Origin of the sequence: Bradyrhizobium sp. 62 (assembly GCF_023073035.1) — a bacterium.
Lineage (GTDB): Bacteria > Pseudomonadota > Alphaproteobacteria > Rhizobiales > Xanthobacteraceae > Bradyrhizobium.
This window is the reverse complement of record NZ_JADPIT010000035.1, coordinates 1-26,639: the sequence shown is the minus strand read 5'-3', so window position 1 is coordinate 26,639 and position 26,639 is coordinate 1. Positions and strand designations below refer to the sequence as shown.

Annotated in this window: 25 protein-coding genes and 1 tRNA gene; 17 read left to right on the top strand and 9 right to left on the bottom strand. The window is 64.4% G+C overall.

Annotated elements, in window-relative coordinates:
* The first annotated feature begins 189 nt into the window (after positions 1-189).
* Positions 190-1,653 (top strand): trehalose-6-phosphate synthase, encoded by a 1,464-nt coding sequence (locus IVB47_RS34325; protein WP_247468271.1) that lies wholly within the window; start codon positions 190-192, stop codon positions 1,651-1,653.
* A gap of 52 nt (positions 1,654-1,705) precedes the next feature.
* On the opposite strand, the gene IVB47_RS34320 is transcribed toward IVB47_RS34325, so the two are convergent.
* Positions 1,706-2,047 (bottom strand): hypothetical protein, encoded by a 342-nt coding sequence (locus tag IVB47_RS34320; RefSeq protein ID WP_247468268.1) that lies wholly within the window; start codon positions 2,045-2,047, stop codon positions 1,706-1,708.
* A gap of 196 nt (positions 2,048-2,243) precedes the next feature.
* On the opposite strand from IVB47_RS34320, the gene IVB47_RS34315 reads away from it, so the two are divergent.
* The 6 genes from IVB47_RS34315 to recQ all read left to right on the top strand — a co-directional run bounded on the left by IVB47_RS34315 (position 2,244) and on the right by recQ (position 9,661).
* Positions 2,244-2,333, top strand: a tRNA-Ser gene (locus IVB47_RS34315).
* Positions 2,334-2,554: 221 nt separating this feature from the next.
* Positions 2,555-4,129 carry an amidase family protein gene (locus IVB47_RS34310; protein WP_247468265.1) on the top strand — a complete coding sequence of 525 codons (1,575 nt, stop codon included), beginning with the start codon at positions 2,555-2,557 and terminating at the stop codon, positions 4,127-4,129.
* Between the two features lie 379 nt (positions 4,130-4,508).
* A complete protein-coding gene (locus IVB47_RS34305) occupies positions 4,509-5,810 on the top strand; it encodes an O-acetylhomoserine aminocarboxypropyltransferase/cysteine synthase family protein (RefSeq protein WP_247468262.1) in 1,302 nt (433 codons plus the stop codon).
* A gap of 12 nt (positions 5,811-5,822) precedes the next feature.
* Positions 5,823-6,824 carry a homoserine O-succinyltransferase gene (locus IVB47_RS34300; RefSeq protein ID WP_027568035.1) on the top strand — a complete coding sequence of 334 codons (1,002 nt, stop codon included), beginning with the start codon at positions 5,823-5,825 and terminating at the stop codon, positions 6,822-6,824.
* Between the two features lie 103 nt (positions 6,825-6,927).
* Complete coding sequence (locus IVB47_RS34295; RefSeq protein ID WP_346730831.1) at positions 6,928-7,671, top strand: polysaccharide deacetylase family protein; 744 nt, start codon at positions 6,928-6,930, stop codon at positions 7,669-7,671.
* A 124-nt stretch (positions 7,672-7,795) separates the two neighbouring features.
* Positions 7,796-9,661, top strand: a complete 1,866-nt coding sequence (gene recQ / locus IVB47_RS34290; protein ID WP_247468256.1) for a DNA helicase RecQ — start codon at positions 7,796-7,798, stop codon at positions 9,659-9,661.
* A gap of 51 nt (positions 9,662-9,712) precedes the next feature.
* On the opposite strand, the gene IVB47_RS34285 is transcribed toward recQ, so the two are convergent.
* Positions 9,713-10,726, bottom strand: coding sequence for a 1-aminocyclopropane-1-carboxylate deaminase (locus IVB47_RS34285; RefSeq protein ID WP_247363114.1), 1,014 nt, complete (start codon positions 10,724-10,726; stop codon positions 9,713-9,715).
* 163 nt (positions 10,727-10,889) lie between these two features.
* Between IVB47_RS34285 and IVB47_RS34280 the strand changes: the two genes are divergently transcribed.
* The 3 genes from IVB47_RS34280 (at position 10,890) to IVB47_RS34270 (ending at position 13,231) form a co-directional block, all read left to right on the top strand.
* Complete coding sequence (locus tag IVB47_RS34280) at positions 10,890-11,354, top strand: Lrp/AsnC ligand binding domain-containing protein (RefSeq protein ID WP_007599137.1); 465 nt, start codon at positions 10,890-10,892, stop codon at positions 11,352-11,354.
* Between the two features lie 45 nt (positions 11,355-11,399).
* Complete coding sequence (locus IVB47_RS34275; RefSeq protein ID WP_247468365.1) at positions 11,400-12,560, top strand: PLP-dependent cysteine synthase family protein; 1,161 nt, start codon at positions 11,400-11,402, stop codon at positions 12,558-12,560.
* Between the two features lie 110 nt (positions 12,561-12,670).
* Positions 12,671-13,231, top strand: coding sequence for a carboxymuconolactone decarboxylase family protein (locus tag IVB47_RS34270; protein ID WP_027568030.1), 561 nt, complete (start codon positions 12,671-12,673; stop codon positions 13,229-13,231).
* A 13-nt stretch (positions 13,232-13,244) separates the two neighbouring features.
* Here IVB47_RS34270 and IVB47_RS34265 read toward each other — a convergent pair whose 3' ends face one another.
* On the bottom strand, positions 13,245-14,828 hold the full coding sequence (locus tag IVB47_RS34265; RefSeq protein WP_247468253.1) for a sensor domain-containing diguanylate cyclase: 1,584 nt from the start codon (positions 14,826-14,828) through the stop codon (positions 13,245-13,247).
* Positions 14,829-15,268: 440 nt separating this feature from the next.
* Between IVB47_RS34265 and IVB47_RS34260 the strand changes: the two genes are divergently transcribed.
* Positions 15,269-15,514, top strand: a complete 246-nt coding sequence (locus tag IVB47_RS34260) for a hypothetical protein (protein ID WP_027568028.1) — start codon at positions 15,269-15,271, stop codon at positions 15,512-15,514.
* 48 nt (positions 15,515-15,562) lie between these two features.
* On the opposite strand, the gene IVB47_RS34255 is transcribed toward IVB47_RS34260, so the two are convergent.
* On the bottom strand, positions 15,563-16,498 hold the full coding sequence (locus tag IVB47_RS34255) for an alpha/beta hydrolase (protein ID WP_247468250.1): 936 nt from the start codon (positions 16,496-16,498) through the stop codon (positions 15,563-15,565).
* 116 nt (positions 16,499-16,614) lie between these two features.
* Between IVB47_RS34255 and IVB47_RS34250 the strand changes: the two genes are divergently transcribed.
* Positions 16,615-17,502 carry a branched-chain amino acid aminotransferase gene (locus tag IVB47_RS34250; RefSeq protein ID WP_247468247.1) on the top strand — a complete coding sequence of 296 codons (888 nt, stop codon included), beginning with the start codon at positions 16,615-16,617 and terminating at the stop codon, positions 17,500-17,502.
* Positions 17,503-17,718: 216 nt separating this feature from the next.
* Here IVB47_RS34250 and phaR read toward each other — a convergent pair whose 3' ends face one another.
* The gene (phaR, locus tag IVB47_RS34245) at positions 17,719-18,315 is read right to left on the bottom strand and encodes a polyhydroxyalkanoate synthesis repressor PhaR (RefSeq protein ID WP_027568025.1); all 597 of its coding nucleotides are present in this window, start codon (positions 18,313-18,315) and stop codon (positions 17,719-17,721) included.
* A gap of 303 nt (positions 18,316-18,618) precedes the next feature.
* On the opposite strand from phaR, the gene IVB47_RS34240 reads away from it, so the two are divergent.
* The 3 genes from IVB47_RS34240 to IVB47_RS34230 all read left to right on the top strand — a co-directional run bounded on the left by IVB47_RS34240 (position 18,619) and on the right by IVB47_RS34230 (position 21,762).
* Positions 18,619-19,797: an acetyl-CoA C-acetyltransferase gene (locus IVB47_RS34240; RefSeq protein WP_027515119.1), complete on the top strand. Its 1,179-nt coding sequence runs from the start codon at positions 18,619-18,621 to the stop codon at positions 19,795-19,797.
* Positions 19,798-20,038: 241 nt separating this feature from the next.
* Positions 20,039-20,764 (top strand): acetoacetyl-CoA reductase, encoded by a 726-nt coding sequence (phbB, locus tag IVB47_RS34235; RefSeq protein WP_027568024.1) that lies wholly within the window; start codon positions 20,039-20,041, stop codon positions 20,762-20,764.
* Positions 20,765-20,892: 128 nt separating this feature from the next.
* Positions 20,893-21,762 carry an EamA family transporter gene (locus IVB47_RS34230; RefSeq protein ID WP_247282946.1) on the top strand — a complete coding sequence of 290 codons (870 nt, stop codon included), beginning with the start codon at positions 20,893-20,895 and terminating at the stop codon, positions 21,760-21,762.
* Positions 21,763-21,796: 34 nt separating this feature from the next.
* Here the strand turns inward: IVB47_RS34230 and IVB47_RS34225 are convergent, their stop codons facing one another.
* Together IVB47_RS34225 and gloB are read right to left on the bottom strand one after the other, a co-directional pair.
* Complete coding sequence (locus tag IVB47_RS34225; protein WP_247468244.1) at positions 21,797-22,219, bottom strand: cupin domain-containing protein; 423 nt, start codon at positions 22,217-22,219, stop codon at positions 21,797-21,799.
* Between the two features lie 37 nt (positions 22,220-22,256).
* On the bottom strand, positions 22,257-23,024 hold the full coding sequence (gene gloB, locus IVB47_RS34220) for a hydroxyacylglutathione hydrolase (RefSeq protein ID WP_247468242.1): 768 nt from the start codon (positions 23,022-23,024) through the stop codon (positions 22,257-22,259).
* Between the two features lie 109 nt (positions 23,025-23,133).
* Here gloB and IVB47_RS34215 point away from each other — a divergent pair, with 109 nt between their 5' ends.
* Positions 23,134-23,880 (top strand): methyltransferase domain-containing protein, encoded by a 747-nt coding sequence (locus tag IVB47_RS34215; protein ID WP_027515124.1) that lies wholly within the window; start codon positions 23,134-23,136, stop codon positions 23,878-23,880.
* Positions 23,881-23,951: 71 nt separating this feature from the next.
* On the opposite strand, the gene IVB47_RS34210 is transcribed toward IVB47_RS34215, so the two are convergent.
* Both IVB47_RS34210 and prmC read right to left on the bottom strand, forming a co-directional pair.
* Complete coding sequence (locus tag IVB47_RS34210) at positions 23,952-24,746, bottom strand: DUF4167 domain-containing protein (protein WP_247468240.1); 795 nt, start codon at positions 24,744-24,746, stop codon at positions 23,952-23,954.
* A 462-nt stretch (positions 24,747-25,208) separates the two neighbouring features.
* Positions 25,209-26,105, bottom strand: coding sequence for a peptide chain release factor N(5)-glutamine methyltransferase (gene prmC / locus IVB47_RS34205; RefSeq protein WP_247468238.1), 897 nt, complete (start codon positions 26,103-26,105; stop codon positions 25,209-25,211).
* A 90-nt stretch (positions 26,106-26,195) separates the two neighbouring features.
* On the opposite strand from prmC, the gene IVB47_RS34200 reads away from it, so the two are divergent.
* Positions 26,196-26,615, top strand: coding sequence for an HIT family protein (locus tag IVB47_RS34200; RefSeq protein WP_247468236.1), 420 nt, complete (start codon positions 26,196-26,198; stop codon positions 26,613-26,615).
* Positions 26,616-26,639 lie beyond the last annotated feature (24 nt).

The window sequence follows — 26,639 nt, the reverse complement described above, 5'->3', positions numbered from 1 at the left end:
CCCGCTTCATGCTGCGCGTGCCACGGTTCCAAAGCCGACTTTGTGTAGCGAAAACGTCGGGTTGCCTTGAGGTAAACCGGTTCCAACGCGCGCGCCCGATTTTGGTTTCAATTGGTGCAAAGGATGATCAGGAACCATATTGATGAACGGCAGTTAAATGGGGTGGAATGAAACAGGAGGGGACGACCTGTGAACTTAGTCGTCGTTTCGAATCGCGTCGCGCGCGGCAAGCCCAACGAGCCCATGACGGGCGGTCTCGCGGCGGCGTTATTACCTGTCGTGGAACATTCGGGTGCGATCTGGGTGGGTTCCTCGGGCCGTGTGCGTGACGGTCATCAAAAGGAGCCGTTCGCCGAGATCGAAGCACTGGGTTCGGGCGCGATCGCGACGCTGGATCTGCCGGCGGCGCACTATGGCGGCTATTACGAAGGCTTTGCCAATTCGGCGCTGTGGCCAGCGCTACACTCGCGCAGCGATCTGATCCGCGTTTCGCGTGACGACTATGTCAGCTATCGCGAGGTCAACGCCTTCATGGCGCGCGCCTTGATGCGTTTCCGGAAAGCACAAACCGCGTTCTGGGTGCAAGATTACCATTTCCTCGCGCTCGGCGCGGAGCTGCGCGACCTCGGCGTCGACGACCCGATCGGCTTCTTCCTCCATACGCCGTGGCCGGTCGCGGCGGTGATGCAAGGCGTACCCAATCATCGCGAGCTGATCACGGCGATGTTGGCCTACGATCTGATCGGCTTCCAGACCCATGACGATTGCCAGAATTTTCTCGGCTATGTCGCGGGCGAACTCGGCCTCGCCGTCGAAGACGGCGTTGCGACCTCGCAGCATGGCCGAACGCGCTGCGAGGTCTTCCCGATCGGCATCGATGCCGAGAAGTTCGCGCAATACGCAGCGAAATCGGCGTCGCATCCGGATGTGTCGCGGCTGCGCCGCAGCCTCAACGGTGAGCGGCTCGCGATCGGCGTCGACCGGCTCGACTATTCCAAGGGCCTCGTCAACCGCATCAGCGCGTTCGATCGGCTCTGGACCGAACATCCGCAGTTTGCGCGCAGCATCTCGCTGCTGCAGATCGCAAATCCCTCGCGCGGTGCCATCGAAGCCTATGGCAATTTGCAGAACGAGGTCGCGCGGCTCGTGTCCGACGTCAACGGGCGCCACGGCGAGGCCGATTGGACACCGATCCGCTATCTCAACAAGGGCTTTAGCCAAGCCGTGCTCGCGGGTCTCTATCGCACCGCGCAGATCGGTGTGGTGACGCCGCTGCACGACGGCATGAACCTTGTCGCCAAGGAATACGTCGCCGCGCAAAACCCGGCCGATCCCGGCGTGCTGGTGCTGTCGAAATTCGCCGGCGCGGCCAACGAACTCGACGCCGCGCTGCTGGTCAATCCGCACGACATCGACGGGATGGCGCGCGCGATCGCGGTCGCGGCCGCGATGCCGCTCACCGAGCGCAAGATGCGCTGGGATGCGATGATGAAGAAGCTGCGCGGCCACACGATCCAGCAATGGTCAGCGGATTTTGTCGCCGAGCTGGAGAAGTGCCGGACGGAGAAGGCCGCGGTCGCGCCGCTCGCCAACCAGCCGCCGCAAGCGCTGCGCTGGCTCAAGTCGGCGATATCAGGCGTGCGGTTGATCTAGTCTCCTTCTCCCCGTTCCTTACGGGGAGGGCAGGGCCGAAGACGAGAGAGCCTCAATAGCAATACGACACGCCTTCCAGAATCGCGCACTGCCGCTTGTTCGGCGCGTTCGGATCGTCGAGCGGCACCATGCCCTTGCCCTGGCCGACGAACACGCCGGGCCCGACATGCACCGAGCTCTTGTTGCCGATGATGACGCTTTGATGCGGCGTCGCGCTCGAGCGGGTGCCGTCCGGCCAGAGGATGGCATCGCCCGAAAGCATCCCGCGCCGTCCGTCGTCACAGCTGACATCAACCCCTTGCCGGGTGCAGACCTGTGCGGCGGCCGGCATGGCGAAGGCGGCGGCAAGGGCCGAAATCAGGCTCAGCGCGGCGATGGTGTTGCGGATGGTCATGGGGCCCCCGGACGTGTTTGGCGGTCTCGAGTGAATCGTCGCGCCAAACCCGCCGCCGGTTCAGCCCGCGGGCGGTTCCGAGCGGTGTGATGGCGCCTGGTATTGTCCATTAAATACAACACCTTAGGGAAAAATCACGCGATTTCCCCGCCATCCCTTGCAAAATCATCGGCGCCCCTTCAAGAGAGTGCGCTCCGGAGAGATGGCCGAGTGGCTTAAGGCGCACGCTTGGAAAGCGTGTGTGCGGGAAACCGTACCGTGGGTTCGAATCCCACTCTCTCCGCCATCAGCCCCGTCCGGCCAATCTATACCTCCCGTCCCTCGCGCCCGTCCGCGACACCCTTCCATCGGTGGTCGCTGCCGCCATGGCGATGCGGCTGCAGGCAGATGCTCTAGTTTGTCGCTGTCCAAATAGCCGCGTCGAAAGCTAGTCGCGATGCAGAAACGCGCCTGTACACGGTCATGGAACCTCCATAACTTCCGCGGCGCAATTTGAGGGGATGCGACGTGGCGAAGAAGACGGTGACCAGGAAGAAAACTGCTGCGAAGAAAGCAGCGCAGACCTCCGGCAAGAGAAACGCCGTTCGCAAGGGCAAGGTCGCGAAGGCTGCAACCAAGCCGGTCAAGAAGGCCGCCGCGCGAAAATCGTCCGCACCGCGCCGCCCCAAGGGCCCGGCCTGGCAATGGTCGGCGGTCGAGACCGCAGCCGCAATCCGCTCCGGCGCCATCTCCGCAGTCGAGACCGTGGAGGCGCATCTCGACCGGATGCGTGCGGTCAACCCGAGGCTGAACGCCGTTGTCGTCGATCTCTCTGAAGAGGCGCTGGCTGCGGCCCATGCGGCCGACAAGCGGCGCGCGAAGGGCGGCGAGCTCGGCCTTCTGCATGGCGTACCGATCACGATCAAAGAGAATGTCGACTACGAAGGCCGTCCGAATTTTAATGGCGTTCCCGCCAACAAGGACCTCATCGCGCCGTCGGACTCGCCCGTGGTGCGCAACCTGAAGAAGGCCGGCGCGATCGTCCTCGGCCTCACCAACACGCCGGAATTCTCCTTCCGCGGCTTCACCGACAACCCCTTGCACGGGCTGACGCTCAATCCCTGGGATCCGGATATCACCTGCGGTGGCTCCTCGGGCGGTGCGGGGTCGGCCGTCGCCGCCGGCATCGGCACCATCGCGCACGGCAACGACATCGGCGGCTCGCTGCGCTGGCCGGCGCATTGCAACGGCGTTGCGACCATCAAGCCGACGCAAGGGCGTATTCCCGCGTTCAACGCGAGCGCAACGGCCGAGCGGCCGATGCTGGCGCATCTGATGTCGGCGCAGGGGCCGCTCGCCCGCCACGTCGCCGACGTCAGGCTCGCGCTGGAGGTGATGAGCCAGCGCGATCCGCGCGATCCCTGGTGGGTGCCGGCGCCGCTGGTGGGGCCGAAGCCGAAGGGGCCGATCAAGGTCGCGCTGGCCAGGATTCCCGAAGACATGGACGTCGATCCGCACGTCGCGGCGGCGCTGCGCCAGGCCGCCGATCATCTGGAGCGTTCCGGCTATCGGGTCAGCGAAGTCGATGTGCCCGACATCGACGGCGTCTGGCAGACTTGGTGCGACATCATCACCAACGAGACGATGGTGATGCAGGAGGCCGGCATGCTGAAGGTGACGTCCGAAGACTTCCACAAGGCTTGGGGCGGCATGAAAGCCAAGGCCAATTTGCTCGACCTCAAGGCCTGGATGCAGGCGACCGCCGCGCGCAACGGCCATATCCGTGCCTGGCAAGTGTTCTTCGAGGAATATCCGGTGGTGCTGGCACCGACCACGGTGAAGCCGATTCCGGGCCCGCGCGAGGACACTGTCAGCGCTGAGCGCGTGCGCGAGATCTTCTGGGGCGAAATCCGCTTCATCTCCGCGATCAACGTGCTGGGCTTGCCTGGCGCCGTGGTGCCGGTGGCGGTGCACGATGGCAAGCCGATCGGCGTGCAGCTCATCGCCGGGCGCTATCGTGAGGACCTCGCGCTCGATGCGGCGGCCGCGATCGAGAAGCGCGCCGGCGTGCTCGCCCATCGACTCTGGGAACAGATGGACTGATAGGGCGCGGAGGGTGTTTCCCTCTCCCCTTGTGGGAGAGGGTGGCTCGCCGCGCAGCGGCGAGACGGGTGAGGGGTCTCTCTCCGCTAACGCAAGCTTGGTCGTATGGATAGAAACCCCTCATCCGGCGCTTCGCGCCACCTTCTCCCACAAGGGGAGAAGGGAGTGCAGCGTGGTCGCTGCCGCCAACCGCAAAACTTCATTAATCCAATTTAACTCGAATTTTAGCCAATTCCCCAACAACCGTTAGGGTTACTTCCTCGATCTCTAGACGAATTATTGTCCGCTTTACCACCCGCCTCTAACAGAGGGACGGCGGACAACGCACATGCCTCATACAGGCCAATAAGTGCGGCCCGCTCCACGCGGAGGTGGCACGATGCGCAACGAGACGATCGCTATTCACGCCGGCTACGAGCCCGAAGCCACCACGCACGCGGTTGCCGTGCCGATCTATCAGACCGCGGCCTACGCCTTCGACAGCGCCGATCACGGCGCGGCGCTCTTCAATCTCGAGACCGAAGGCTATCGCTACAGCCGCATCGCCAATCCGACCAGCGCGGTGCTGGAGAAGCGTATCGCCGAGCTCGAGGGCGGCGTCGGCGCGCTTGCGGTCGCGACCGGACAGGCTGCGCTGCATTTCGCCTTCGTCAATGTCGCCGATCACGGCGGCAACATCGTTTCCGTGCCGCAGCTCTACGGCACCACGCATACGCTGCTCTCGCACATCCTGCCGCGGCAGGGCATCACCGGTCGCTTCGCCGAGAGCGACAAGCCCGAGGCGGTCGAAAAGCTGATCGACGAGAACACCCGCGCCGTGTTCGCCGAAACCATCGGCAATCCCGCCGGCAATGTCTGCGACATCGAAGCGCTGGCGAAGGTCGCCCACGCGCATGGCGTGCCGCTGATCGTCGACAATACCGTTGCAACCCCAATCCTGCTCAAGCCGTTCGATTACGGCGCCGACATCGCCGTGCATTCGCTGACCAAGTTTCTGGGCGGTCACGGCACCACGCTCGGCGGCGCCATCGTCGACTCCGGAAATTTCCCCTGGGCCAAGCACGCCGATCGCTTCCCGGGCTACAACAAGCCGGATGCCTCCTATCACGGCCTCGTCTACGCCGAGCGCTTCGGCAAGACGGCCTATATCGAGCGCGCGCGCAGCATCTATCAGCGCACCATGGGTTCGGTGCTGTCGCCGTTCAACGCCTTCCTGCTGCTCCAGGGCATCGAAACCGTCGCGCTGCGCATGGAGCGCCACTGCGAGAACGCCCGCAAGGTCGCCGAATACCTGCGCAAGGATCCGCGCGTGGCCTGGGTCAATTACACCGGTTTCCCGGATAGCCCCTATTACCCGCTGGTGCAGAAATATCTCGACGGCAACGCCTCGTCGCTGTTCACCTTCGGCATCAAGGGCGGGATGGAAGCCGGCAAGTCGTTCTACGATGCGCTGAAGCTGATCACGCGCCTCGTCAATATCGGCGATGCCAAGTCGCTGGCCTGCCATCCTGCCTCGACCACGCACCGGCAGATGTCGGCGGTGCAGCAGCGGGTCGCCGGCGTGCTGCCGGAAACGATCCGCTTGTCGATCGGTATCGAGCATTGCCAGGACATCATCGAGGACCTCGACCAGGCATTGGAAAAGGCCTGCCCGTCCGCGCGCCTCCAGGCCGCGGAGTAGGCGGCCGCGCCGATGACGATCCTGATCGACAGGGATCAAGCCATATCGAGCCCGGCGCTGGTGCCGGGAGCGGGCGATCTGGCGCGCGAGCCCGGCGGCACCGAGCTCACCATCGGGTTGATCAACAACATGCCGGATCCGGCGCTGAAAGCGACCGAGCGGCAGTTCATGAAGCTGCTGCAAGCCGCGGCAGGTCCGCGCCGCATCCGCTTTCACTGCTTCTCGCTGCCCTCGGTCAATCGCTCGCCTGAAGCGAGATGGCATGTCGAGAGCGAATATTCGGACGTCACCGAGCTCAGGCGCCACAAGTTCGACGGCCTGATCGTGACCGGCGCCGAGCCGGTTGCGCCCGAGCTCGATCAGGAACCGTACTGGCGCGATCTCACCGAGCTGATCGACTGGGCCAAGGTCAACACGCGCTCGACGATCTGGTCGTGCCTCGCTGCGCATGCCGCGGTGTTGCATCTCGACCGCATCGAACGGCGGCCGCTCGCGGCCAAATGTCATGGTATTTTCGACTGCGAGGCCGCGACCAGCGATCTGCTGACGCGGGCCGCGCCTGCGCCGCTCAAGGTCTCGCATTCGCGTCTCAACGAGATCGCCGAGAGCGACCTCGCGCAGGCGGGCTACCAGGTGCTGACGCGTTCGGCAAAGGCCGGCGTCGACATTTTCGTCCGGCAATATGCCAGCCGCTTCTTGTTCTTCCAGGGCCATCCGGAATACGACGCGCTGTCGCTTCAGCGTGAATATCTGCGCGACATCGGTCGTTATCTTGCGCGTGAGCGCGACAATTATCCGCATTTGCCGGTGAGCTATTTTGACGCATCGACGGAAGAGAAGCTGGTCCGCTTCGAGAAACAGGCAAGGCATCAGCGCCACCCCGCGCTCAGCAACGAACTGCCAGCGCTGACTTTGCGTGCCGATATCGCCGCGGGCAGCGCCGCGGCGGCATTGTTCCGGAACTGGCTGCAATATCTCGGCGCGGGGACCGACGCGTCAGTGCTTGCGCGTTAGATCGGGACGACGGGGACGACGTTAGGACTAACGAAGTGTGAAGCTTGCCTCGAGCAGCGCACGAATGCTTCAGTGAGGGCGGGGCAGACAGGAAATGCGAGTCGTGTGGTCGGCACTCCAGGGACGCGTGAGCAATCGGCTGGCCCGGCATTTCCGCGCCGCGCCGCACCGGCTGCCCGCGCGTGCGCCCATGGTGAGCTTCACCTTCGACGATGCCCCCGATAGCGCCGCAGGCGAGGGCGCCAGACTTCTGGAGCAGCATGGCGGCCGCGGTACCTACTATCTCGCGGGCAGCCTGGTCGATCGTCCCTCGGACCATTGGCACGGCCTGTCGAACGACGCGATCGTGCGGCTTCACCGGGCCGGACACGAGATTGCCTGCCATACTTTCTCGCACCTGAGTGCGGTCAATCTCGACGAGGCCGCCATGGCCCGCGAGATCGAGCGAAACCGCAGCCATTTTCGCGGCATCGATTCCTCGATCACGCTGGAAAATTTCGCTTACCCCTATGGCATCGCGTCGGTGTGGCGCAAGCCGCAGCTCGCCAAGACCTTCCGCTCGGCGCGCGGCATCCTTCCCGGCGTCAATCGCGACGTCATCGACCTCCAGTTCCTGCGCGCCTCGCCTCTGGTCGATCGCGAGATCAATACGACGGGTGTCGATCGCTATTTCGACGAGGCGGTCTCGAGCGGCGGATGGCTGATCTTCTACGGTCATGACGTCGCCGACGCGCCGAGCCCATATGGTTGCACGCCGGACCTGATGCGCCATGCGCTGCAAGCGGCCGGGAAGCGCGACATGCCGATCGTGACGGTCGCGGAAGCGCTGCGAAGGATCGGGGCGTAAGAAAGTTTTCTTCCCACAAAGGGTGGGGGAAGGCGGCGTCTCGCTCCGCAAACAGTCTTGCCACGCCTGCGCGGTCATGCGACTGGCCTTGTGACGAATCTCACGGCCTCACCCCGACATGCCCATGTCCTCTCCTTCCACCGCTCCGCTGCCTGCGCCGGCCCAGGGCCGCGATGCGCTGTCGGTGCTGCGTTCGGTGTTCGGCCTGCCTGGGTTCCGCGGCGCGCAGGGCGAGATCATCCGGCATGTCACCGACGGCGGCAATTGCCTGGTGTTGATGCCGACCGGCGGCGGCAAGTCACTGTGCTATCAATTGCCGGCGCTGCTGCGCGATGGCTGCGGTGTCGTGGTGTCGCCCTTGATTGCGCTGATGCGCGATCAGGTCGCCGCCATGCTCGAAGCAGGCGTCAACGCCGCCGCGCTGAACTCGTCGCTGACCCCGCAGGAAGCCTCCGACATCGAGCGGCGCCTGATCGCGGGTGATCTCGACCTGCTCTATGTCGCGCCGGAACGGCTGGTGACGCCGCGCTGCCTGGCGCTGCTGGCGCGGGCGAAGGTGGCGCTGTTCGCGATCGACGAGGCGCATTGCGTCTCGCAATGGGGCCATGATTTCCGCCCCGAATATGTCGGCCTGTCCATCATCGCCGAGCGTTTTCCCGACGTTCCGCGCATCGCGCTGACCGCGACCGCCGACGAGTTGACCCGCAAGGAAATCGTCGAGCGGCTTCAGCTTGCAGACAGTCCGCACTTCGTCTCCAGCTTCGATCGTCCCAACATCCGTTACGAGATCGTCGACAAGCGCAACGCGGTGTCGCAGCTCAAGGATTTCATCCGGGAGCGTCACGCAGGCGATGCGGGCGTCGTCTATTGCCTGTCCCGCAAACGGGTCGAGGAGGTCGCCGCCGCGCTCGACGACGCCGGCATTGCGGCGTTGCCCTATCACGCCGGGCTCGATAGCAGCGTGCGCTCGCGCAACCAGGACCGCTTCCTCAACGAGGACGGCATCGTCATCGTCGCGACCATTGCCTTCGGCATGGGCATCGACAAGCCCGACGTGCGCTTCGTCGCGCATCTCGATCTGCCCAAGAGCATCGAGGCTTATTACCAGGAGACAGGGCGCGCCGGCCGTGACGGGAAGCCGTCGGCGGCCTGGATGGCCTACGGTCTGTCGGACATCGTGCAGCAGCGCCGCATGATCGACGAGTCGAGCGGCTCCGAGGAATTCAAGCGGGTCTCGATCGGCAAGCTCGATGCGCTCGTTGGCCTTGCCGAAACGCCGCACTGCCGGCGTCGGCGGCTGCTCGCCTATTTCGGCGAGATCGTGATGAGCGAGGGCTGCGGCAATTGCGACAATTGCCTGACGCCGCCGAAAATGCGCGACGGCAAGGTGCTGGCGCAAAAGCTTCTGTCCTGCGTCTATCGCACCGGGCAGCGTTTCGGCGCGATGCACCTCATCGACGTGCTGATCGGACGCCTGACCGAGAAGGTGACGCAGTTCGGCCACGACAAGCTGACGGTGTTCGGCATCGGACGCGAGCTCAACGAGAAGCAGTGGCGCATGGTGCTGCGGCAGCTTGTGGCGATGGGACATTTGCTGAGTGACAGCGAAGCGTTCGGCGCGCTGAAGCTGACGGATTCGTCGCGCGGCGTGCTGCGGGGCGAAACGGAAGTGTGGCTGCGCGAGGAAGCGCCCGGCACCCGGATCCGTTCGAGCCGCGCCAAGTCCCGCCGCGGTGATCTGGCGCCGGCGGCCGGTGCGCCGCAGGGCGATGTCGATCCTGAATTGCGCACGCGGCTAAGAGCTTGGCGCTCCGACATTGCCCGCGAACGTGGCGTGCCGGCCTACGTGGTGCTGCACGACGCCACCATCGACGGCATCGTTCGCGCATGGCCGACCACGATGGACGAGCTGCGCAATGTGCCCGGCATCGGCGACAAGAAGCTCGAGCACTACGGCGACGAGCTGCTGCAGATTGTCAGGACGCGGTAGGGGCTCGGTTCGTACCCCGGATTGCGCTGCGCTCCATCCGGGCTACCGACCTCAGCCGTTCCGGAACGCATACCCGTAGCCGTTCAGCGCCGGCGCGCCGCCAAGATGGGCGTAGAGGATCTTCGCGCCCTTCTCGAAATAGCCCTTCTGCGTGAGATCGATCAGGCCCTGCATCGACTTGCCCTCGTAGACGGGATCGGTGATCATGGCTTCGAGACGCGCGGTGAGGCGGATCGCCTCCTTGGTCTCTTCCGACGGCACGCCATAGGCGGGATAAGCATAATCCTCGATCAGCACGACGTCGTCGGCGACGAGATCCTGGCCGAGCTCGACGAGCTTGGCCGTGTTCTGCGCGATCGAGAGCACCTGCGCCTTGGTCTGCGCCGGAGTGAAGGACGCGTCGATGCCGATCACCTTTCGCGCGCGGCCATCGGCGGCGAAGCCGACCAGCATGCCGGCATGGGTGGAGCCGGTGACGGTGCAGACCACGATGTAGTCGAACTTGAAGCCAAGTTCGGTTTCCTGCTTGCGCACTTCCTCGGCGAAGCCGACGTAGCCGAGCCCGCCGAACTTATGCACGGAGGCGCCGGCGGGAATCGCATAGGGCTTGCCGCCCGCCGCCTTCACCTCCTCGATGGCCTCCTCCCAGCTCTTGCGGATGCCGATGTCGAAGCCATCGTCGACCAGGCGCACGTCGGCGCCCATGATGCGCGACAGCATGATGTTGCCGACGCGGTCATAGACGGCGTCCTCGTGCGGCACCCAGGCCTCCTGCACCAGACGGCACTTCATGCCGATCTTGGCCGCGACCGCCGCGATCATGCGGGTGTGGTTGGACTGCACGCCGCCGATCGAGACCAGCGTGTCGGCGTTCGAGGCGATCGCGTCGGGGATGATGTATTCGAGCTTGCGCAGCTTGTTGCCGCCATAAGCGAGCCCGGAATTGCAGTCCTCGCGCTTGGCATAGACCTCGACGTTGCCGCCGAGATGCTTTGACAGCCGCTCCAGCTTTTCGATGGGCGTCGGACCAAAGGTCAGCGGATAGCGCGCGAATTTTTCGAGCATCGTCAGGTCATCCCGATTGGCGTTAATGTCTCCAAAGATGGTAGCATCGCTCTTCCTAAAGGTGCTTTCATATATTTCGCCTCTATTGCGGGTTATCTTGCGACGATCGATTAAATCTGCGGTATTCCTTTCGAAATGAGTGCCAAGTACGGAAGATCCTTCCATGTCCGCTCGTCTTGACCGTATCGACCTTAAGATGTTGAGGTTGCTGCAAAATAACGGCCGGCTGAGCAACGCCGAGCTGGCCGAAACCGTCGCCATCAGTCCCGCCACCTGCCATCGCCGCACCCAGCGCCTGTTCGAGCACGGCTTCATCGCCGCCGTCCGCGCCATGGTCGCGCCGAAGAAGGTGGCAAAGGGCACGCTGGTGATGGTCGGGGTCGTGCTCGACCGCTCGACGCCGGAGAGCTTTGCGATCTTCGAGCAGGCGATCACCAGGCTGAAATTCGTGCTCGACTGTCACCTCGTCGCCGGCGACTTCGACTATTTCCTCAAGATCCGCGTCGGCGACATGGAGGACTTCAACCGCATCCACGGCGAGCAGCTGATCGCGCTGCCCGGCGTGCGCCAGACCCGCACCTTCTTCGTGATGAAGGAAGTCGTCGACAACGCGCCGCTGGAGTTTTGAGCGGAAGCTATTGATGCGCGATCCGCATCATGAGAGATTCAGGTGATGCAGCCATTCCCCTTCCGCCACCTCAATCCGGCCGGACCGGCCTATCGGCGCGGTTGGGTGGACGAGGCGGTCGCCGCGATCGAGGCCGACCAGTGCCGCACGGCCGACACGCATCTGATCCGGTTGATCGTGCCGGCGCTCGCTGGCATCGACATCTATCTGAAAGATGAGTCCACGCATCCGACCGGTAGCCTGAAGCACCGGCTCGCGCGCTCGCTCTTCCTTTACGCGCTCTGCAACGGCCACATCCGCGAAGGCACGCCTGTCGTCGAGGCCTCGTCGGGATCGACCGCAGTGTCGGAAGCCTATTTCGCGCAGATGATCGGCGTGTCCTTCTATGCCGTGATGCCGCGCACGACCTCGGCGGAGAAGATCGCCGCGATCGAGCATTACGGCGGTAACTGCCATCTGATCGACGACGGCCGCGCGCTGTATGCGGAGGCCGGCGCGCTGGCCGCACGGCTGGGCGGCCACTACATGGACCAGTTCACCTTCGCGGAGCGCGCCACCGACTGGCGCGGCAACAACAACATCGCCGAATCCATCTTCACGCAATTGCAGGGCGAGCCGCGCCCACTGCCAGACTGGATCGTGATGGGCGCGGGCACCGGCGGCACCTCGGCCACCATCGGACGCTATTTGCGCTATCGCCAATATCCGACACGGCTATGCGTCGCCGATGTCGAGCATTCCGCTTTCTTCGACTGCTTCAGCTCGCAGGACCGCTCCCATGTCTGCGACCGCCCCTCGCTGATCGAAGGTGTCGGCCGGCCGCGCTGCGAACCCTCCTTCGTGCCGGGCGTGGTCGACCGGATGATGAAGATCCCGGATGCGGCGACGATCGCGGCGATGAACGTGCTATCGCGCCGGCTGCGCCGCGCGGTGGGGGGCTCGACGGGCACCAATTTCCTGGCCCTGTGCCGGCTCGCCTCGGACATGCGAAAGGCGAATCAGACGGGATCGCTGGTGACGCTGATCTGCGATTCCGGCGAGCGCTACCGGCAGACCTATTATGAGCCCGCCTGGCTGAAAGCGCGCGGACTCGATCCAGCGCCGTTCGAGGCGGCCTTGTCGTCGTTCCTCGATACAGCGCAGCCACTGGCGCTTGAGTTCGAAGACGTAACGAATCCGCAGAACTTGCGAAATCCTGAGGCCTGATAGCTGGCGCCTCCCTGCCATTGCAAGATTGCACGGCCGTCACGGCAACTTCACTTGCCTTGCGCGCGCCTGCGGGCGAGTTTCGCGGCTTCTCAACGAGGAGACCTGCCGTGCGCCTTCCCATTCTCGACCCGAAAGACCTGAGTGCCGAACAGAAGCCGCTCTATGACGACATGCGAGCGGGCATCAAGGATCACTTCAAGGGCTTTGTGAACATGCGCGACGATGGCGCGCTGCTCGGGCCCTGGAATCCATGGATCCGTGAGCCGCGCTTCGGCAAGCCGGTGTGGGAGCTGGTCAAGGCGATCGCCGCGAACCCGCTGCTGCCGGCGCCAGTGCGTGAGGTCGCGATCCTCGTCACCGGCTCGCATTTCCGCTCCGGCTACGAGCTCTATGCGCATGTGCTGGTCGCCGAGCAGCGCGGCCTCTCCGACGAGAAGCTCGCGACCATCGTCGCCGGACAGCGGCCGGTCGATCTCACCAAGCAGGAGGCCGTCGCCTACGACGTGGCGTCCGCATTGGTCAGCGGCGGCGTGCTGCCGGAACTGACTTATCGGGCCGCGGTCAAGGAATTCGGCGAGCACGGTGCGGCCGAACTATCCTATCTCGTCGGCGTTTACTGCATGGTGTCGGTCACGCTGAACACGTTCGACGTGCCGGTGCCGGACTAGATCTGCGGTGCGATCACTCCGCCGCCTTGTTCATGGGCGGCGGAGGCGACCAGGCAATACAGCGATTGCGACCTTCGGCCTTCGCCTGGTAGAGCGCGTGATCGGCCGCGCTCATCAAGGCGTCGATGCCGGACATGCTGACACTTGCTTCCGCAATGCCGATGCTCACGGTGACGCCGAACTGAATTTTGTCGGCGGCGATCTGTGCGCTCATCACGCGTTTGCGGATCCTCTCGGCGACGATTCTTGCACGCGACAGGCTGGTTTCGGGCAGCAGAATCGCGAACTCCTCGCCGCCGAAGCGGCCGACGACGTCCGATTTGCGCTTGCCATCGAGGCATGCCGCCGCCACGGCCTTGATCGCTTCGTCTCCGACCGCGTGACCATAGCGGTCGTTGACAGACTTGAAATGGTCGATGTCGAGCATCAGGACCGAAACGGAGCGGTAGTAGCGCTGGAAGCGGCTCCATTCTGCGTCGAGCGAGCCCAGCAAATGGCGGCGATTATAGAGGCCCGTGAGCGGGTCGGTGGTGGCCAGGCGCTCCAGCATGTTGGCCTTGTTGGTGAGATCGGTAATATCGACATAGGTCAGCATGCGGCCGCCGTTCGACATCGTGGTGCAGTGGGCCCTGATCCGCCGCGCATCCGGCGTCTGGAGGTCGCGCACATGATCGCCCGCCTTGACTTCGGCGACGCGCTTGACGGGAAATTTCGCCAGTTCGTTCGCCGGCAGATCGGGCGCGCTCGCACGGTGCACCCGGCTCACCAACGATGCATAGGTCGGGCGGGTGGCGGCTTCCTGTTCGCTCACCTCCCAGAACCGCCGCATGCGCCGGTTCATGAAGCTGGCGTTCAGGTCGCGGTCGAGCAGCAGCACGCCGTCCTCGACGTTCTCGAGGGCGTCGCGCAGCAATTTCAGCTCGTCGGAGTAGCGCACGATGTCGGTGACCGGCGTATAGGTCAGCATCCGCCCGCCGTTGGGCAGAGGCGTGCATTGCATCCGAACGACGTCGCCGCTGGTACGGCGCAGGTCGCGCGGCGACGCATCGCCTACCTGTATTTGACGGACGCGCTCGGCGACATAAGCCTCCAGCTCGGCCGGCGGAATCTCGTAGGCGAGCGTATCGCGGCCATGATGCATCAGCGTCACAAATGACGGGTTGCTGTTGGCGACTTCATCCGGCAACAGCCACATCTGCCGGAACGCCCGATTGATCAATTGCGCGCGGAGATTGGCATCCAGCAGCACGATTCCCAGTGGGACGAAATCGAGTGCCGCGCGAAGCGCCAGCATCTGTCCGCGTATCAGCGAATCGGTCGGCCGCTCCTGCTCGTCCACGGCCTTCGGATCGACATGATCTTCCGCCCCGAGCGCAACCCCGACCTGACGGTCCGACCGCCAGAGCACACGGCAGGAGAGGATCTCCTGGCCCGCGAGCCGGAGCTGGAATTGATCGGGCACGCCGAGGCTGGTCTGCATCTCCAGCGTCGCGCCGTCTTCGGACATCCGGCGCACGACGCAATCGATCGTCGACTGACCGAAGTTGAAGAAGATCTGGCCGGCGAGGAACGTTCGTTCCGATACCAAGCGGGGCATTCCCAACCTCCCAAGCGGAATTGGCTCAGTTTGCCGCAAGCTTATTTGCCGAAAGGTAAGGCGGTGGGCGATTGCGCGAGAGGGCTAACAATTGGTTCACGCATCCGGCGTCGTTTACGTCAGCGGAGAACGCGAAAAGCCCTTCATCATCAACGATGAGCGGGAGCGGCCTTGCTCCGATATGCGTGAAAATGCGGACGCTCCACTTTACGGAAAATCCACCACGGTCCGCAGTCAGCCGCGCACCGCGTAGAGCGGCGTCCGCAACGTCACGCGTTTGCCCTGATCGGGGAATTGCCTGTTGGATGGAATGTGATCGCCCGCGTGGTCAAGCGGTGTCCGCAATCGGTGGACGGTGCGAATGCACGCAGGTACGTTGCCGTGACCGCACGGACACAATCCGCGCCAGAGTGCAGGCCGGACAATGGAGAACGATAGCCATGGACACGTCACGCCGCATCCTGCTCGCCGGACTGGCGGGATTCGCCGTTGCGCCGACCGCCGCTGGAGCCGCGCCCTCGATCGCGGCCGATGACGTGACGGTCGCCGAAGAGCGCTTTGCGCGCATGATCGCAGCTGCGCATGCGCCCGACGTCACCTGCGTGCGACAGGCCGAGCGTTATGCGGACGCGCATTGGCCAAATTACGTCGCGGCGGCGCGTTCCGTCATCGCGGCGAGAGCGTGAGGCATTCTCTTTCCTCTCCCGTTGCGGGAGACGGCAACACGAGGTGTTTCACGTCCCCACCGCCCGCCTGACCTGCTCACCGATCTGCGACAGCACGAGCTGCGCCTGCGGCAGGATGGCGCCCATGGCGTGGAAATTGTGAACCATGCCGTCGTGGCAGACGTGCTCGACCGTGACGCCCGCGGCGAGCAGCTTGCGCGCATAGGCATTGCCCTCGTCGCGCATCGGGTCGTACTCGGCGGTGTGGATGATGGCGGTCGGCAGGTCCGCAAGCCGTGTCGCGCGCAAGGGCGAGATGCGCGGATCGGCGGCATCCAGGTCCTCGGGCAGATAATCGGCGAGATCGGCTTCGATCGTGACGCGGTCGATCAGGTGGCCCTCGGCGAATGCCTCGCGCGAAGGCGAGGCCTCCTCGAAATCCAGCACCGGGCAGATCAGGCATTGCGCGACGATGGAAAGGCCCGCGGCCTGCGCCGCCTCCTGGCACACGATCGCAGCGAGCGTTGCACCGGCGGAATCGCCGCCGAGCACCAGACGCCCGGCGTCGATGCCGAGCGATGCGGCCTCGCGCGCCACCCATTCGGTGGCGGCGATCGCATCGTCCACGGCAGCGGGGAATTTGTGCTCGGGTGCCAGCCGGTAATCGACCGAGACGAGACGGCAGCCGGTCGCATGTGCCAGCGCCGCCGCGACGCGGTCATGCGTGGCGATGCTGCCGGCAACGAGCCCGCCGCCGTGAAAGAACACAAAGCCGGGCGCGCGATCGTCGGCGCCTGCGGGTGAATAGAGGCGATAGGGCAGCGCGCCGCCGGGACCAGGCAGCATTCCGTCGGACGTCGTCACGTCAGGCGCATCGGCGCGCGCAAACTGCATCAGCTTTGCCAATGATTGCCGCCGTGCCTCCACGCTGGGCCGGCTCCGTGCCTGCGGCGCAGCCGCAGCCATCATGGTCAACAAACGCTTTGCGAGCGGATCGAGCGGCATGGTGCTTCCTTTCCCCTTCCGGGAGGGTAACTCACCATTTTCCCGCAGGGAATCATTTAGAAATTGCGCCCAATAGTGGCGCTATAATGCGGCGCCACGCCAAGGGGAGGCCGGTCATGGCCGAGATCAAAAAGCCCATCGCTTATTCGCCGAGCTGGACCTTCTTTGAGGGCAAATGGCATGACGGCAATGTGCCGATCATGGGTCCGCGCACGCATGCGGCCTGGCTCGGCTCCGTCGTGTTCGACGGTGCGCGGGCGTTCGAAGGCGTCGCGCCCGATCTCGACCGTCACGTCGCCCGCGCCAATCAGTCCGCGATCAGCTTTGGGCTGAAGCCGGTGGTCGATACCGGCACCTGGCTGACACTCGCAAAGGAGGGCATCGCACGCTTCGCGCCGAATGCCGAGCTCTACGTCCGTCCGATGTACTGGGCGCGGAACGGCTCGGGCGGCGGCGTGCTGTTCGATCCCGAGACCACCGATTGGTGCCTGTGCATCTACGAGGCGCCGATGCCAAAGCCGGTCGGCAACGCGATCACGGTGTCGCCGTTCCGCAGGCCCACCGCCGAATGCGCCCCGGTCGACGCCAAGGCCGCCTGTCTCTATCCGAACAATTCGCGCGCGCTTGCCGAAGCCGCCTCGCGCGGCTTCCAGAACGCGCTGATGCTCGACATGCTCGGCAACGTCGCGGAGTTCGGCAATTCCAACGTGTTCATGGCCAAGGACGGCGTGGTCTACACGCCGGTGCCGAACGGCACCTTCCTCAACGGCATCACCCGCCAGCGCGTCATCAGCCTGCTTCGCGCCGACGGCGTCACCGTGGTCGAGAAGACGCTGCGCTATGCCGACTTCCTCGCCGCCGACGAGATCTTTTCCACGGGCAACTTCGCGAAAGTCGCGCCGGTGATCCGCATCGACGATCGCGAGCTGCAGCCGGGCCCGCTCTACACCCGCGCGCGCAAGCTCTATTGGGACTTTGCCCACGCGGTGAAGCTGGCGGCATAGCTTCCGCAGTTTCCTTGGGACATGATGGCTTCCTCCAATTTTCCGCATTGCGAGCGAAGCGAAGCAATCCAGGCTATTTCCGCGGCACGAAGGCAATCCAGAATCCGTGCCGCGGAAATAGCTGGATTGCTTCGCTGCGCTCGCAATGACGAGGTGGGGACTGCTGAGGAAATCAGCGGGCCGCGGCGCTCGCGACGCGAGCGCGAACGAGAGGACCTACTCGTCCTTCTTCGACATCCGCTCGAGGCGTTCCTGCATGTCCTTCATCTGCTGGCGCAGATCGTCGATATTGCTGTCCTTCGGGGCTTCTGCGGTCGGCTCCGGCGCCGGCTCCGCGGAGCCGGCGGGGCGGCCTGCGCCGGGCGCGAAAGGCTTGAACATCGAGAAGGTCTGCTGGAACAGCTCCATGTTGCGGCGGACCTGTTCCTCCAGCGGCGCAAACGGGGTCCCGGACAGCGAGGTGGCGATCTGCTTGCGGAACTTCTCCTGCTCCTGCGTGAGCGACGCGATGGCCTGCTCCAGATATTTCGGCACCACCATCTGCATGCTGTCGCCATAGAAGCGGATGAGCTGGCGCAGGAAAGTGGTCGGGAGCAGGTTCTGGCCGGCCTTGTTCTCCTGCTCGAAGATGATCTGGGCAAGTACGGAGCGGGTGATGTCGTCGCCGGTCTTGGCGTCGTAGACCAGGAAATCTTCGCCGTCCTTGACCATGGAGGCGAGGTCTTCCAGCGTCACGTAAGTGCTCGTCCCGGTGTTATAGAGCCGGCGGTTCGCGTATTTCTTGATGGTGGTGGGTTGGTCTGATTTCGCCATGGGCTCTCACTTGCAAGCGCGGAGAACGGGAACCTGACGGGCTATGCCGCAGGGCGGGAAGAGTACGCAACGCAACAAAATAAGCATTTTCAAAGGGGTCACGCTACCGTTTTGTGCGCCACGGTTAATCGGGCAGCAAAAACGTGCTTGCGAAAGCGCCAAGAACGCTATTTTGAATGCGCTGCGGGATGAATTCGGCCGCCGGCCGATTGACATGCCTCAACGACGTTAACAGGATGCCGTCCGAGACTGGCGAGCCGTTTCCCCAGCCCCGTCTGCCCCCATTCAACCCAGGAGATGCCCATGTCAGACGATGTCGTCATCGTCAGCGCCGCCCGCACCCCGGTCGGAAGCTTCAACGGAGCGTTCGCAACCCTTCCCGCCCATGATCTCGGCGCCATCGCCATCAAGGCCGCGCTGGAGCGCGGCGGCATCGAGCCCGGCCGGGTCTCCGAAGTCATCATGGGCCAGATCCTGACCGCCGCCCAGGGTCAGAACCCGGCTCGCCAGGCTTCGATCAATGCCGGCATTCCGGTCGAGAGCCCGGCCTGGGGCGTCAACCAGCTCTGCGGCTCGGGCCTGCGCACCGTTGCGCTCGGCTATCAGGCACTGCTCAACGGCGATTCCGAGATCGTGGTCGCCGGCGGCCAGGAATCCATGAGCATGGCTCCGCACGCCCAGTACCTGCGTGGCGGCGTCAAGATGGGTGCAGTCGAATTCATCGACACCATGATCAAGGACGGTCTGTGGGACGCCTTCAACGGCTATCACATGGGCAACACCGCCGAGAACGTCGCGCGGCAGTGGCAGATCACCCGCGCCCAGCAGGATGAGTTCGCGGTCGCCTCGCAGCAGAAGGCCGAAGCCGCGCAGAAGGCCGGTAGATTCAACGACGAAATCGTTCCCGTCACCATCAAGGGACGCAAGGGCGATGTCGTCGTCAGCGCCGACGAATATCCGCGCCATGGCGCAACGGTCGACGCGATGGCGAAGCTCCGTCCGGCCTTCGAGAAGGACGGCACGGTCACCGCGGGCTCTGCGTCGGGTATCAATGACGGCGCTGCGGTCGTGGTGCTGATGACCGCCAAGCAGGCTGCCAAGGAAGGCAAGAAGCCGCTCGCGCGCATCGTGTCCTGGGCGCAGGCCGGCGTCGATCCGAAGATCATGGGCTCGGGCCCGATCCCGGCCTCGCGTGCCGCGCTGAAGAAGGCCGGCTGGAATGTCGGCGATCTCGACCTGATCGAGGCCAACGAAGCCTTCGCGGCGCAGGCCTGTGCCGTCAACAAGGATCTCGGCTGGGATACCTCCAAGGTCAACGTCAACGGCGGCGCGATCGCGATCGGCCATCCGGTCGGTGCCTCCGGCGCGCGCGTTCTGGTGACGCTGCTCCACGAAATGCAGAAGCGGGATTCAAAGAAGGGTCTCGCCACGCTGTGCATCGGCGGCGGCATGGGTATCGCGATGTGTGTGGCGCGCGACTGAAGATAGTTGCCGCGTCATTTGCGCGTGCGCTGCACACGTGACTGAGTGCGTTGCACGCGATTAAAAAGGCGGCGGTTGCAAATCAAATATTCTTCGCAACCGTACAAGCCTCGACTAAAGAGAAACGCCCGGCTCGACGCCGGGCGTTTTGTTCTTGATGTCCGTCAAACGTGCCCCATAATCCGCGCTTAAAAACGATCACTCAGAAACGTCCGAAGAGTCCAAGGGAAGGAAATACGATATGGCACGTGTTGCATTGGTGACGGGTGGTACGCGGGGCATCGGAGCTGCGATCAGCAAGGCGCTGAAGGCGGCCGGCTACAAGGTGGCGGCGAGCTATGCCGGCAACGACACCGCGGCGGAGAAGTTCAAGGCCGAGACCGGCATCGCCGTCTACAAATGGGACGTCAGCAGTTTCGATGCTTGCGCCGAGGGCGTGAAGAAGGTCGAGGCCGAGATCGGCCCGATCGACGTGCTCGTCAACAATGCCGGCATTACCCGCGACACCGCCTTTCACAAGATGACGCTCGAGCAGTGGAACGCCGTCATCAATACCAACCTCGGTTCGCTGTTCAACATGACGCGTCCAGTCATTGAAGGCATGCGTGCGCGCAAGTTCGGTCGCATCATCTCGATCTCGTCGATCAACGGCCAAAAGGGACAGTTCGGCCAGGTCAACTATTCCGCGGCAAAGGCCGGTGACATCGGCTTCACCAAGGCACTCGCGCTCGAGAACGCCAAGGGCGGCATCACCGTCAACGCGATCTGCCCCGGCTACATCAACACCGAAATGGTGCAGGCCGTGCCGAAGGACGTCCTGGAAAAGAACGTGATCCCACAGATCCCGGTCAACCGGCTCGGCGAACCGGAAGAGATCGCGCGCGCGGTCGTGTTCCTGGCGGCCGACGAGGCCGGCTTCATCACCGGCTCGACGCTGACCATCAATGGCGGCCAATACCAGGCCTGATGACGCCAATTCTCTCCGCTGGACGTCGCTGAGCCAAATGCCTGTAGCTTCAGGCGCGACAAGGCGATAGTGAAGACGAAAATGCCCGGCCTCGTGCCGGGCATAAACGTCCTCAGAGCCTTTGATCGATGACTCCCCGCACGGCAACGCTGATCGGATTGACCGCGATCCTGATGTGGTCGCTGCTGTCGGTGATGACGGTGGCGACCGGAAAGATCCCGGCGTTCCAGCTGGCCGCGATGACGTTCGCGATCGGCGGTCTCGTCGGCCTGCTCACCTGGATCGGCCGCGGCGAGGCGGCGAAAAGTCTGCGTCAGCCGCTTGCCGTGTGGACCGTCGGTGTCGGCGGACTGTTCGGCTATCACGCGCTGTATTTCCTCGCGCTGCGCTTTGCGCCGCCGGCTGAAGCCGGCCTGCTGAATTATCTGTGGCCGCTCCTGATCGTGCTGTTCTCGTCGTTCCTGCCGGGCGAGCGGCTTGCCGTGCATCACGTCGTGGGCGCCGTGCTCGGCCTCGTCGGCACCGTGCTGCTGTTCGCCGGGAACACCTCCGGCTTCACGCAGGGTCAATTGCCGGGATTGGCCGCGGCCTTCATCGCAGCGTTCGTGTGGGCGACCTATTCGGTGTTGTCGCGGCGATTGAAGGCGGTGCCGACCGATGCGGTCGCGGGATTTTGCCTCGCCACCGCGGTGCTCGCCGCGCTGATGCATGGACTGCTCGAAACCACGGTGTGGCCGGACACGACCTTGCAATGGCTCTCCGTGATCGCGCTCGGCATCGGTCCGGTCGGTGCTGCGTTCTACGCCTGGGACATCGGCATGAAGCGCGGCGACATCCGCGTGCTCGGCGCCGCGTCCTACGCGACGCCGCTACTCTCGACCGGCTTCCTCATCGCCGCCGGATTCGCCAATGCCAGCGCCAACATCACCATCGCGGCGATCCTGATCGCCGGCGGCGGCCTGATAGCCGCGAAGGACATGGTGCTGCGAAAGCGGTAGCGTCATTGCCGGCGCAAGCCGAAGCGACGGGGCCTTAGGGTTCCCAGCCCTTGGGCGCGAGCTCGAACTTCGCGAACTCGAAGGCCGGCGCCACAGTGCAGCCGACCAGGGTCCACTCGCCGGTGGTCTCCGCCGTCTGCCAGGCATCCGCCGGCACGATCGCCTGTGGCCGCTCGCCGTTCAACAGGTCCGCGCCGAGCCGCACCTCGTGCTGAGAGCAGCCGTCATGGGTGATGCGCAGCGTCAGCGGGCTGCCGGCGTAATAGTGCCAGCTCTCGACCGCATCGATGCGGTGCCAGTGCGAACGCTCGCCGCGCGCCAGCAGGAAGTAGATCAGCGTCGAGCGCGCGCGGCCGTTGGTGTCGGTGGTCTGATCGCGAAACGTCTCGCGATAGTGCCCGCCTTCGGGATGCGGTCGGAGTTCAAGGCGCGCGATGATCTCGGCTGCGGTCGGCATCGATTCCCGTCAGGATTTGATCTTCAGGACTTGCTCCTCAAGATTTGTTCTTGCGCTCGCGCAGCTCGCCGAACACCGCGGTGGCATCCGCGCCCTTCATGTGCAGCCTGGCTGCGATCGAGGGTTCATCAGCGCGCAGGAACACGTTTGTCCGCTTTTCATCACCAAGCAGCGAGGGAACGGTCGGCTTGTTCTCGGCCCGCAGCCTCGCCACCTCGGCCGCGCGCGCCTGCAGCGCCGCATTGTCGGGGTCGACGGTCAGCGCGAACTTGACGTTGGACGCCGTGTATTCATGGCCGCAATAGAGCTTGAAGTCGTCGGGCAGGGCACGCAGCTTCAGAAGCGAATCCCACATCATCGGATAGGTGCCCTCGAACACGCGGCCGCAGCCGATCGAGAACAGCGTGTCGGCGGCGAACAGCGCTTTCTCGGTGTCGAACACGTAGGAGATGTGGTCGAGCGTGTGGCCGGGCGTCTCCAGTACGCGCCCCAGCAAGCTGCCGACCTTGACGATTTCGGCATTGGCGACGCGCAGGTCAACGTCTGCGATCTTAGTCGTCTTGTCATGCGGCGCGACGACGCGGCAATTGTATTTCTGCTTGAGTTCGGCGACCCCGCCGACATGATCGCCATGATGATGGGTGATCAGGATGTCGGTGAGCTGCCAGCCCTCGCGCTCGAGCGCCTTCAGGATGGGGCCGGCCTCCGGCGCGTCGATCGACGCCGTCGCCTTGGTTTCCACATCGTGGATCAGGTAACCGAAATTGTCGTTTAAACAGGTGAAAGTACGAATTTCGGCGGCCATGTCATCTCCGATCGCGCTCAGCTCCGTCAGACAAATATGGCGTTAACGTTGCGCAGGCAATGCAATATTCCGCGCGCGGGGGCCGCCTCGTGCATGTTACATTGCGATCATGACCATTGATGTCGTCGACCTCCGCGAGTTCTACTCCCGTCGCCTCGGGATTGTGGCGCGGCAAATGATCAATCGCGGCATTCGGGAGCGCTGGCCGCGCGTCGATGGCCAGCGGGTGCTCGGCTTCGGCTATCCCACGCCCTATCTCGGGTTGTTCCGCGAGGACGCGGAGCGCTGCATCGCCTTCATGCCGTCGGCGCAGGGCGTCCTGAAATGGCCGACGGGACGGCCGGCGCTCGCCTCGCTGGTGGATGAGTTCTCGCTGCCGCTTCCCGACGCCGCGGTGGATCGCATCCTGCTGGTCCACGCACTGGAAATGTCGGACGATCCGGCCGCGCTGCTGCGCGAGGCGTGGCGCGTGCTGTCGCCGTCCGGTCGCGTGATTGCGGTGATCCCGAACCGGCGCGGGGTGTGGACCCGCACCGACAGCACGCCGTTCGGTCACGGCCGGCCCTATTCGCGCTCGCAGATCACCGACCTGTTGCGCCAGACCTGGTTCACCCCGACCGCCTGGGGCGAGGCGCTGTTCATGCCGCCCTATGCGGGCGGTTGGGTGCTGAAATCCGCACAGATGTGGGAGCGGGCCGGCGCGGCGCTGTCGCTGCCCTTTGCCGGCGTGCACATCGTCGAGGCGACCAAGCAGGTCTACCGCGCAATCCCCGCCAAGCGCGAGCGGGCGCGGCTGATTCCCTCGCTGGCGAAGCCGGTGCTGGTGCCGTCCTCGACGACGGCGACGCGCAGCTAAAAACAAATCGTCCCGGACATGCCGGGACGATTCAGGTCAGGGAATCTGGCGCAGGATGTCCGGCGAAAAGCTTACTCGCCGGGGGCCACTTCGTCGCTCGAGGCGGCCGGAGCGGCTTCGCGCTCGGGGCGCGGGCCATTCGGTCGGCGGCGGCGCCGTGGAAAGCGCTCGCCACTACCAGCACCTTCGAAGCCGGCCTGGCCGGGCGCGCCACTGTTCACCTGCGGCTGCGGCCCGGTGATGAAGGACGGCAGACGATCGACGCTGACGGCGTCGGCGACGACGGGCTGGGGCTGGTTCAGCGGCAGCGGTTGCGGCTGGGGCTGATATTGCGGCTGCGGACGATGGTCGCGTTCGCGATGCTCGCGCGGCTGCTGGTTGTCGCGCTGATAGTGGTTGTCGCGGGGCTGATGATCGCGCGGCTGATGATCGCGCGGGCCGTCGCGGTCGCGGGTGAAGGGCTGCGGTGGCGGCTGTGGGACAAAACCCGGCTCCTGGCCGAAGTTCGAGAAATTCTCGCCGTCGTCCTCGCCGTCGTCGCCGCTGCTGTTGCTGATGGGCTCGTCGCCGCGTGGCTGCTGGTTCTGCCGGAACTGTTCCTGAGCCGTCGCGATCAGGCGAAAATAATGCTCGGCATGCTGGTAGTAATTCTCGGCCGCAACGGGGTCTCCGGAGGAGCGCGCGTCGCGCGCGAGCTGGAGATATTTTTCAGCAATATGCGAAGCCGTGCCGCGGATCTTGATGTCGGGTCCGTTGGACTCGTAGACCCGGGTCATCGGGTTCTGGCCGCGCCGGTTATTATTGTTGTTATTGTTATTATTATTGTTGCGGTTGCGCATCCGCTGCTTGTTCTGACCGTTTCTCATGTCCTGCCTTTAATTCCAGCCCTAAAGGTTGCACGCATTACTGATTGCCGAGAGTGACCTGATGACAGCGGTTCACATCGCTTGCGCGCAACCGCACGCAAGAGCGCATTGATCCTTGCCGATGTTCGTCGACCGTCGCGTTCAACAAAAGACGCGTTCCCCACCGCCAGCATCCATCGCCAGCGAACCCATTCATATCGCCTGCCGAAACAAGCCCTGCTTTGTTGCGTAAGTCTTCAAGCGCAATATCAGGCTTTCGTTCACGTTGCGGTCGGTAAGCAGCGCAGCTCAAACGGCCATCGCGCTCAACAGGACCTGCGGCTTGGAACCTTTATCAGTAAGCTCTCGCCCGAGAGCCCGGCTTTCGCCCGTAAGTCTACGGGGCCGGCACCGATGTGTTGATCGGAAGGTAGTCGTTCCCAAGGGATATTCCAAGAGGTTTTTTGCAGCCCAATCCGGCTTTTATGGGGGCATTTTCCGGGCCGAAACCGCCCGCGGGATGCCCGCCAGATCGGCCTTGGGCGGCCCGTCCACGACCAACGCGGCAGCCGTCAGCAAGGTTTCAATATTTCGGGCCTGGCCCTGTCCGGCCTCGACGATCAGTGCTCCGCCGGGGGCGAGACGTTCAGCCGCCTGCGGGATCAGGGCGCGATAGGCGTCGTAACCGTCATTGCCGCCGTCGAGCGCCAGATGCGGATCATGCTCGCGCACCTCGATGCTCAGTTTCGGAATTTCTGCCGACGGGATGTAGGGCGGGTTCGACACGACGAGGTCGAACGGGCCGCGGAGCGCCGCTGCGTAGGAGCAGGCGACGAAGCTGGCGCGGTCGGCGAGGCCCAGAGCCGCGGCGTTGTCTCTGGCGGTGTTGAGCGCGGTCAGACTGAGATCGGTGCCGACGCCGAAGGCGCCGGGAATTTCGTGCAGCAGCGCGAGCAGGATGGCGCCGGATCCGGTGCCGATATCGGCGATGCGCGGGCGCTGTCCCGATATCGTGAGCCCACGAAAGATCTCGAGCGCGAGCTCGACCACCGTCTCGGTATCGGGACGCGGCACCAGGGTCGCCTCGGACAGCTGGAACGGCAGGCCCCAGAATTCCCGAGCGCCGAGAATGCGGGCGACCGGCTCATGCGCGAGCCGGCGCTTTGCGTACGCTTCCAGCCGCGCAGCCTCTTCGGGTGCGAGTTGCCGGGCCGCCTGCGTCACCATGCCAGTCAGATCAAGCCTCAGCGCAGCCCCTACGAGCAGGCGCGCATCGAGAGCGGGCTGCTCGATGCCGGCCGATTGCAGCCGTGCTGCAAGCGCGCGCCGCGCACTCTCGATGCTGTGTCCGGGATCGAAATCTGTCGCCAATGGAACCATCCTGCCTGGCATCGTGGATAGGCCGGCTGGCTTGCTTGCGTCAACGGAAAGGAGCGCGTCAGATCGCGCCTCGCACCGACGGAGGGATCCATGACGCGCTACGACGATCAGAACGTCTTCGCAAAGATCCTGCGCGGCGAGATCCCCTGCTTCGAGGTTTTCAGGGACGACCGTAGCCTCGCCTTCCTCGATATCATGCCGCGCTCGCCCGGGCACACGCTGGTCGTTCCCAGGGCGCGGGCACGCGGCATCCTCGACATCGCGGATGACGACCTCGCCGCGGTCGCCCGAACCGCCAAGCGGATCGCGATTGCCGCGATGAAGGCGTTCGACGCCGAGGGCATCATCCTTCAGCAGTTCAGCGAGCCGGCCAGCGGCCAGGTGGTCTTTCACCTGCACATGCACGTCATGCCGGTCAGGGCCGGGACCGAGCTGCTGCCGGCGCAGACGCGCAAGGAGGACATGACGGTGCTCGCCGCTCACGCCAGGCGAATGATCGCCGCTCTCTAGACGCCGAGATAGCGCTGGAGCAGC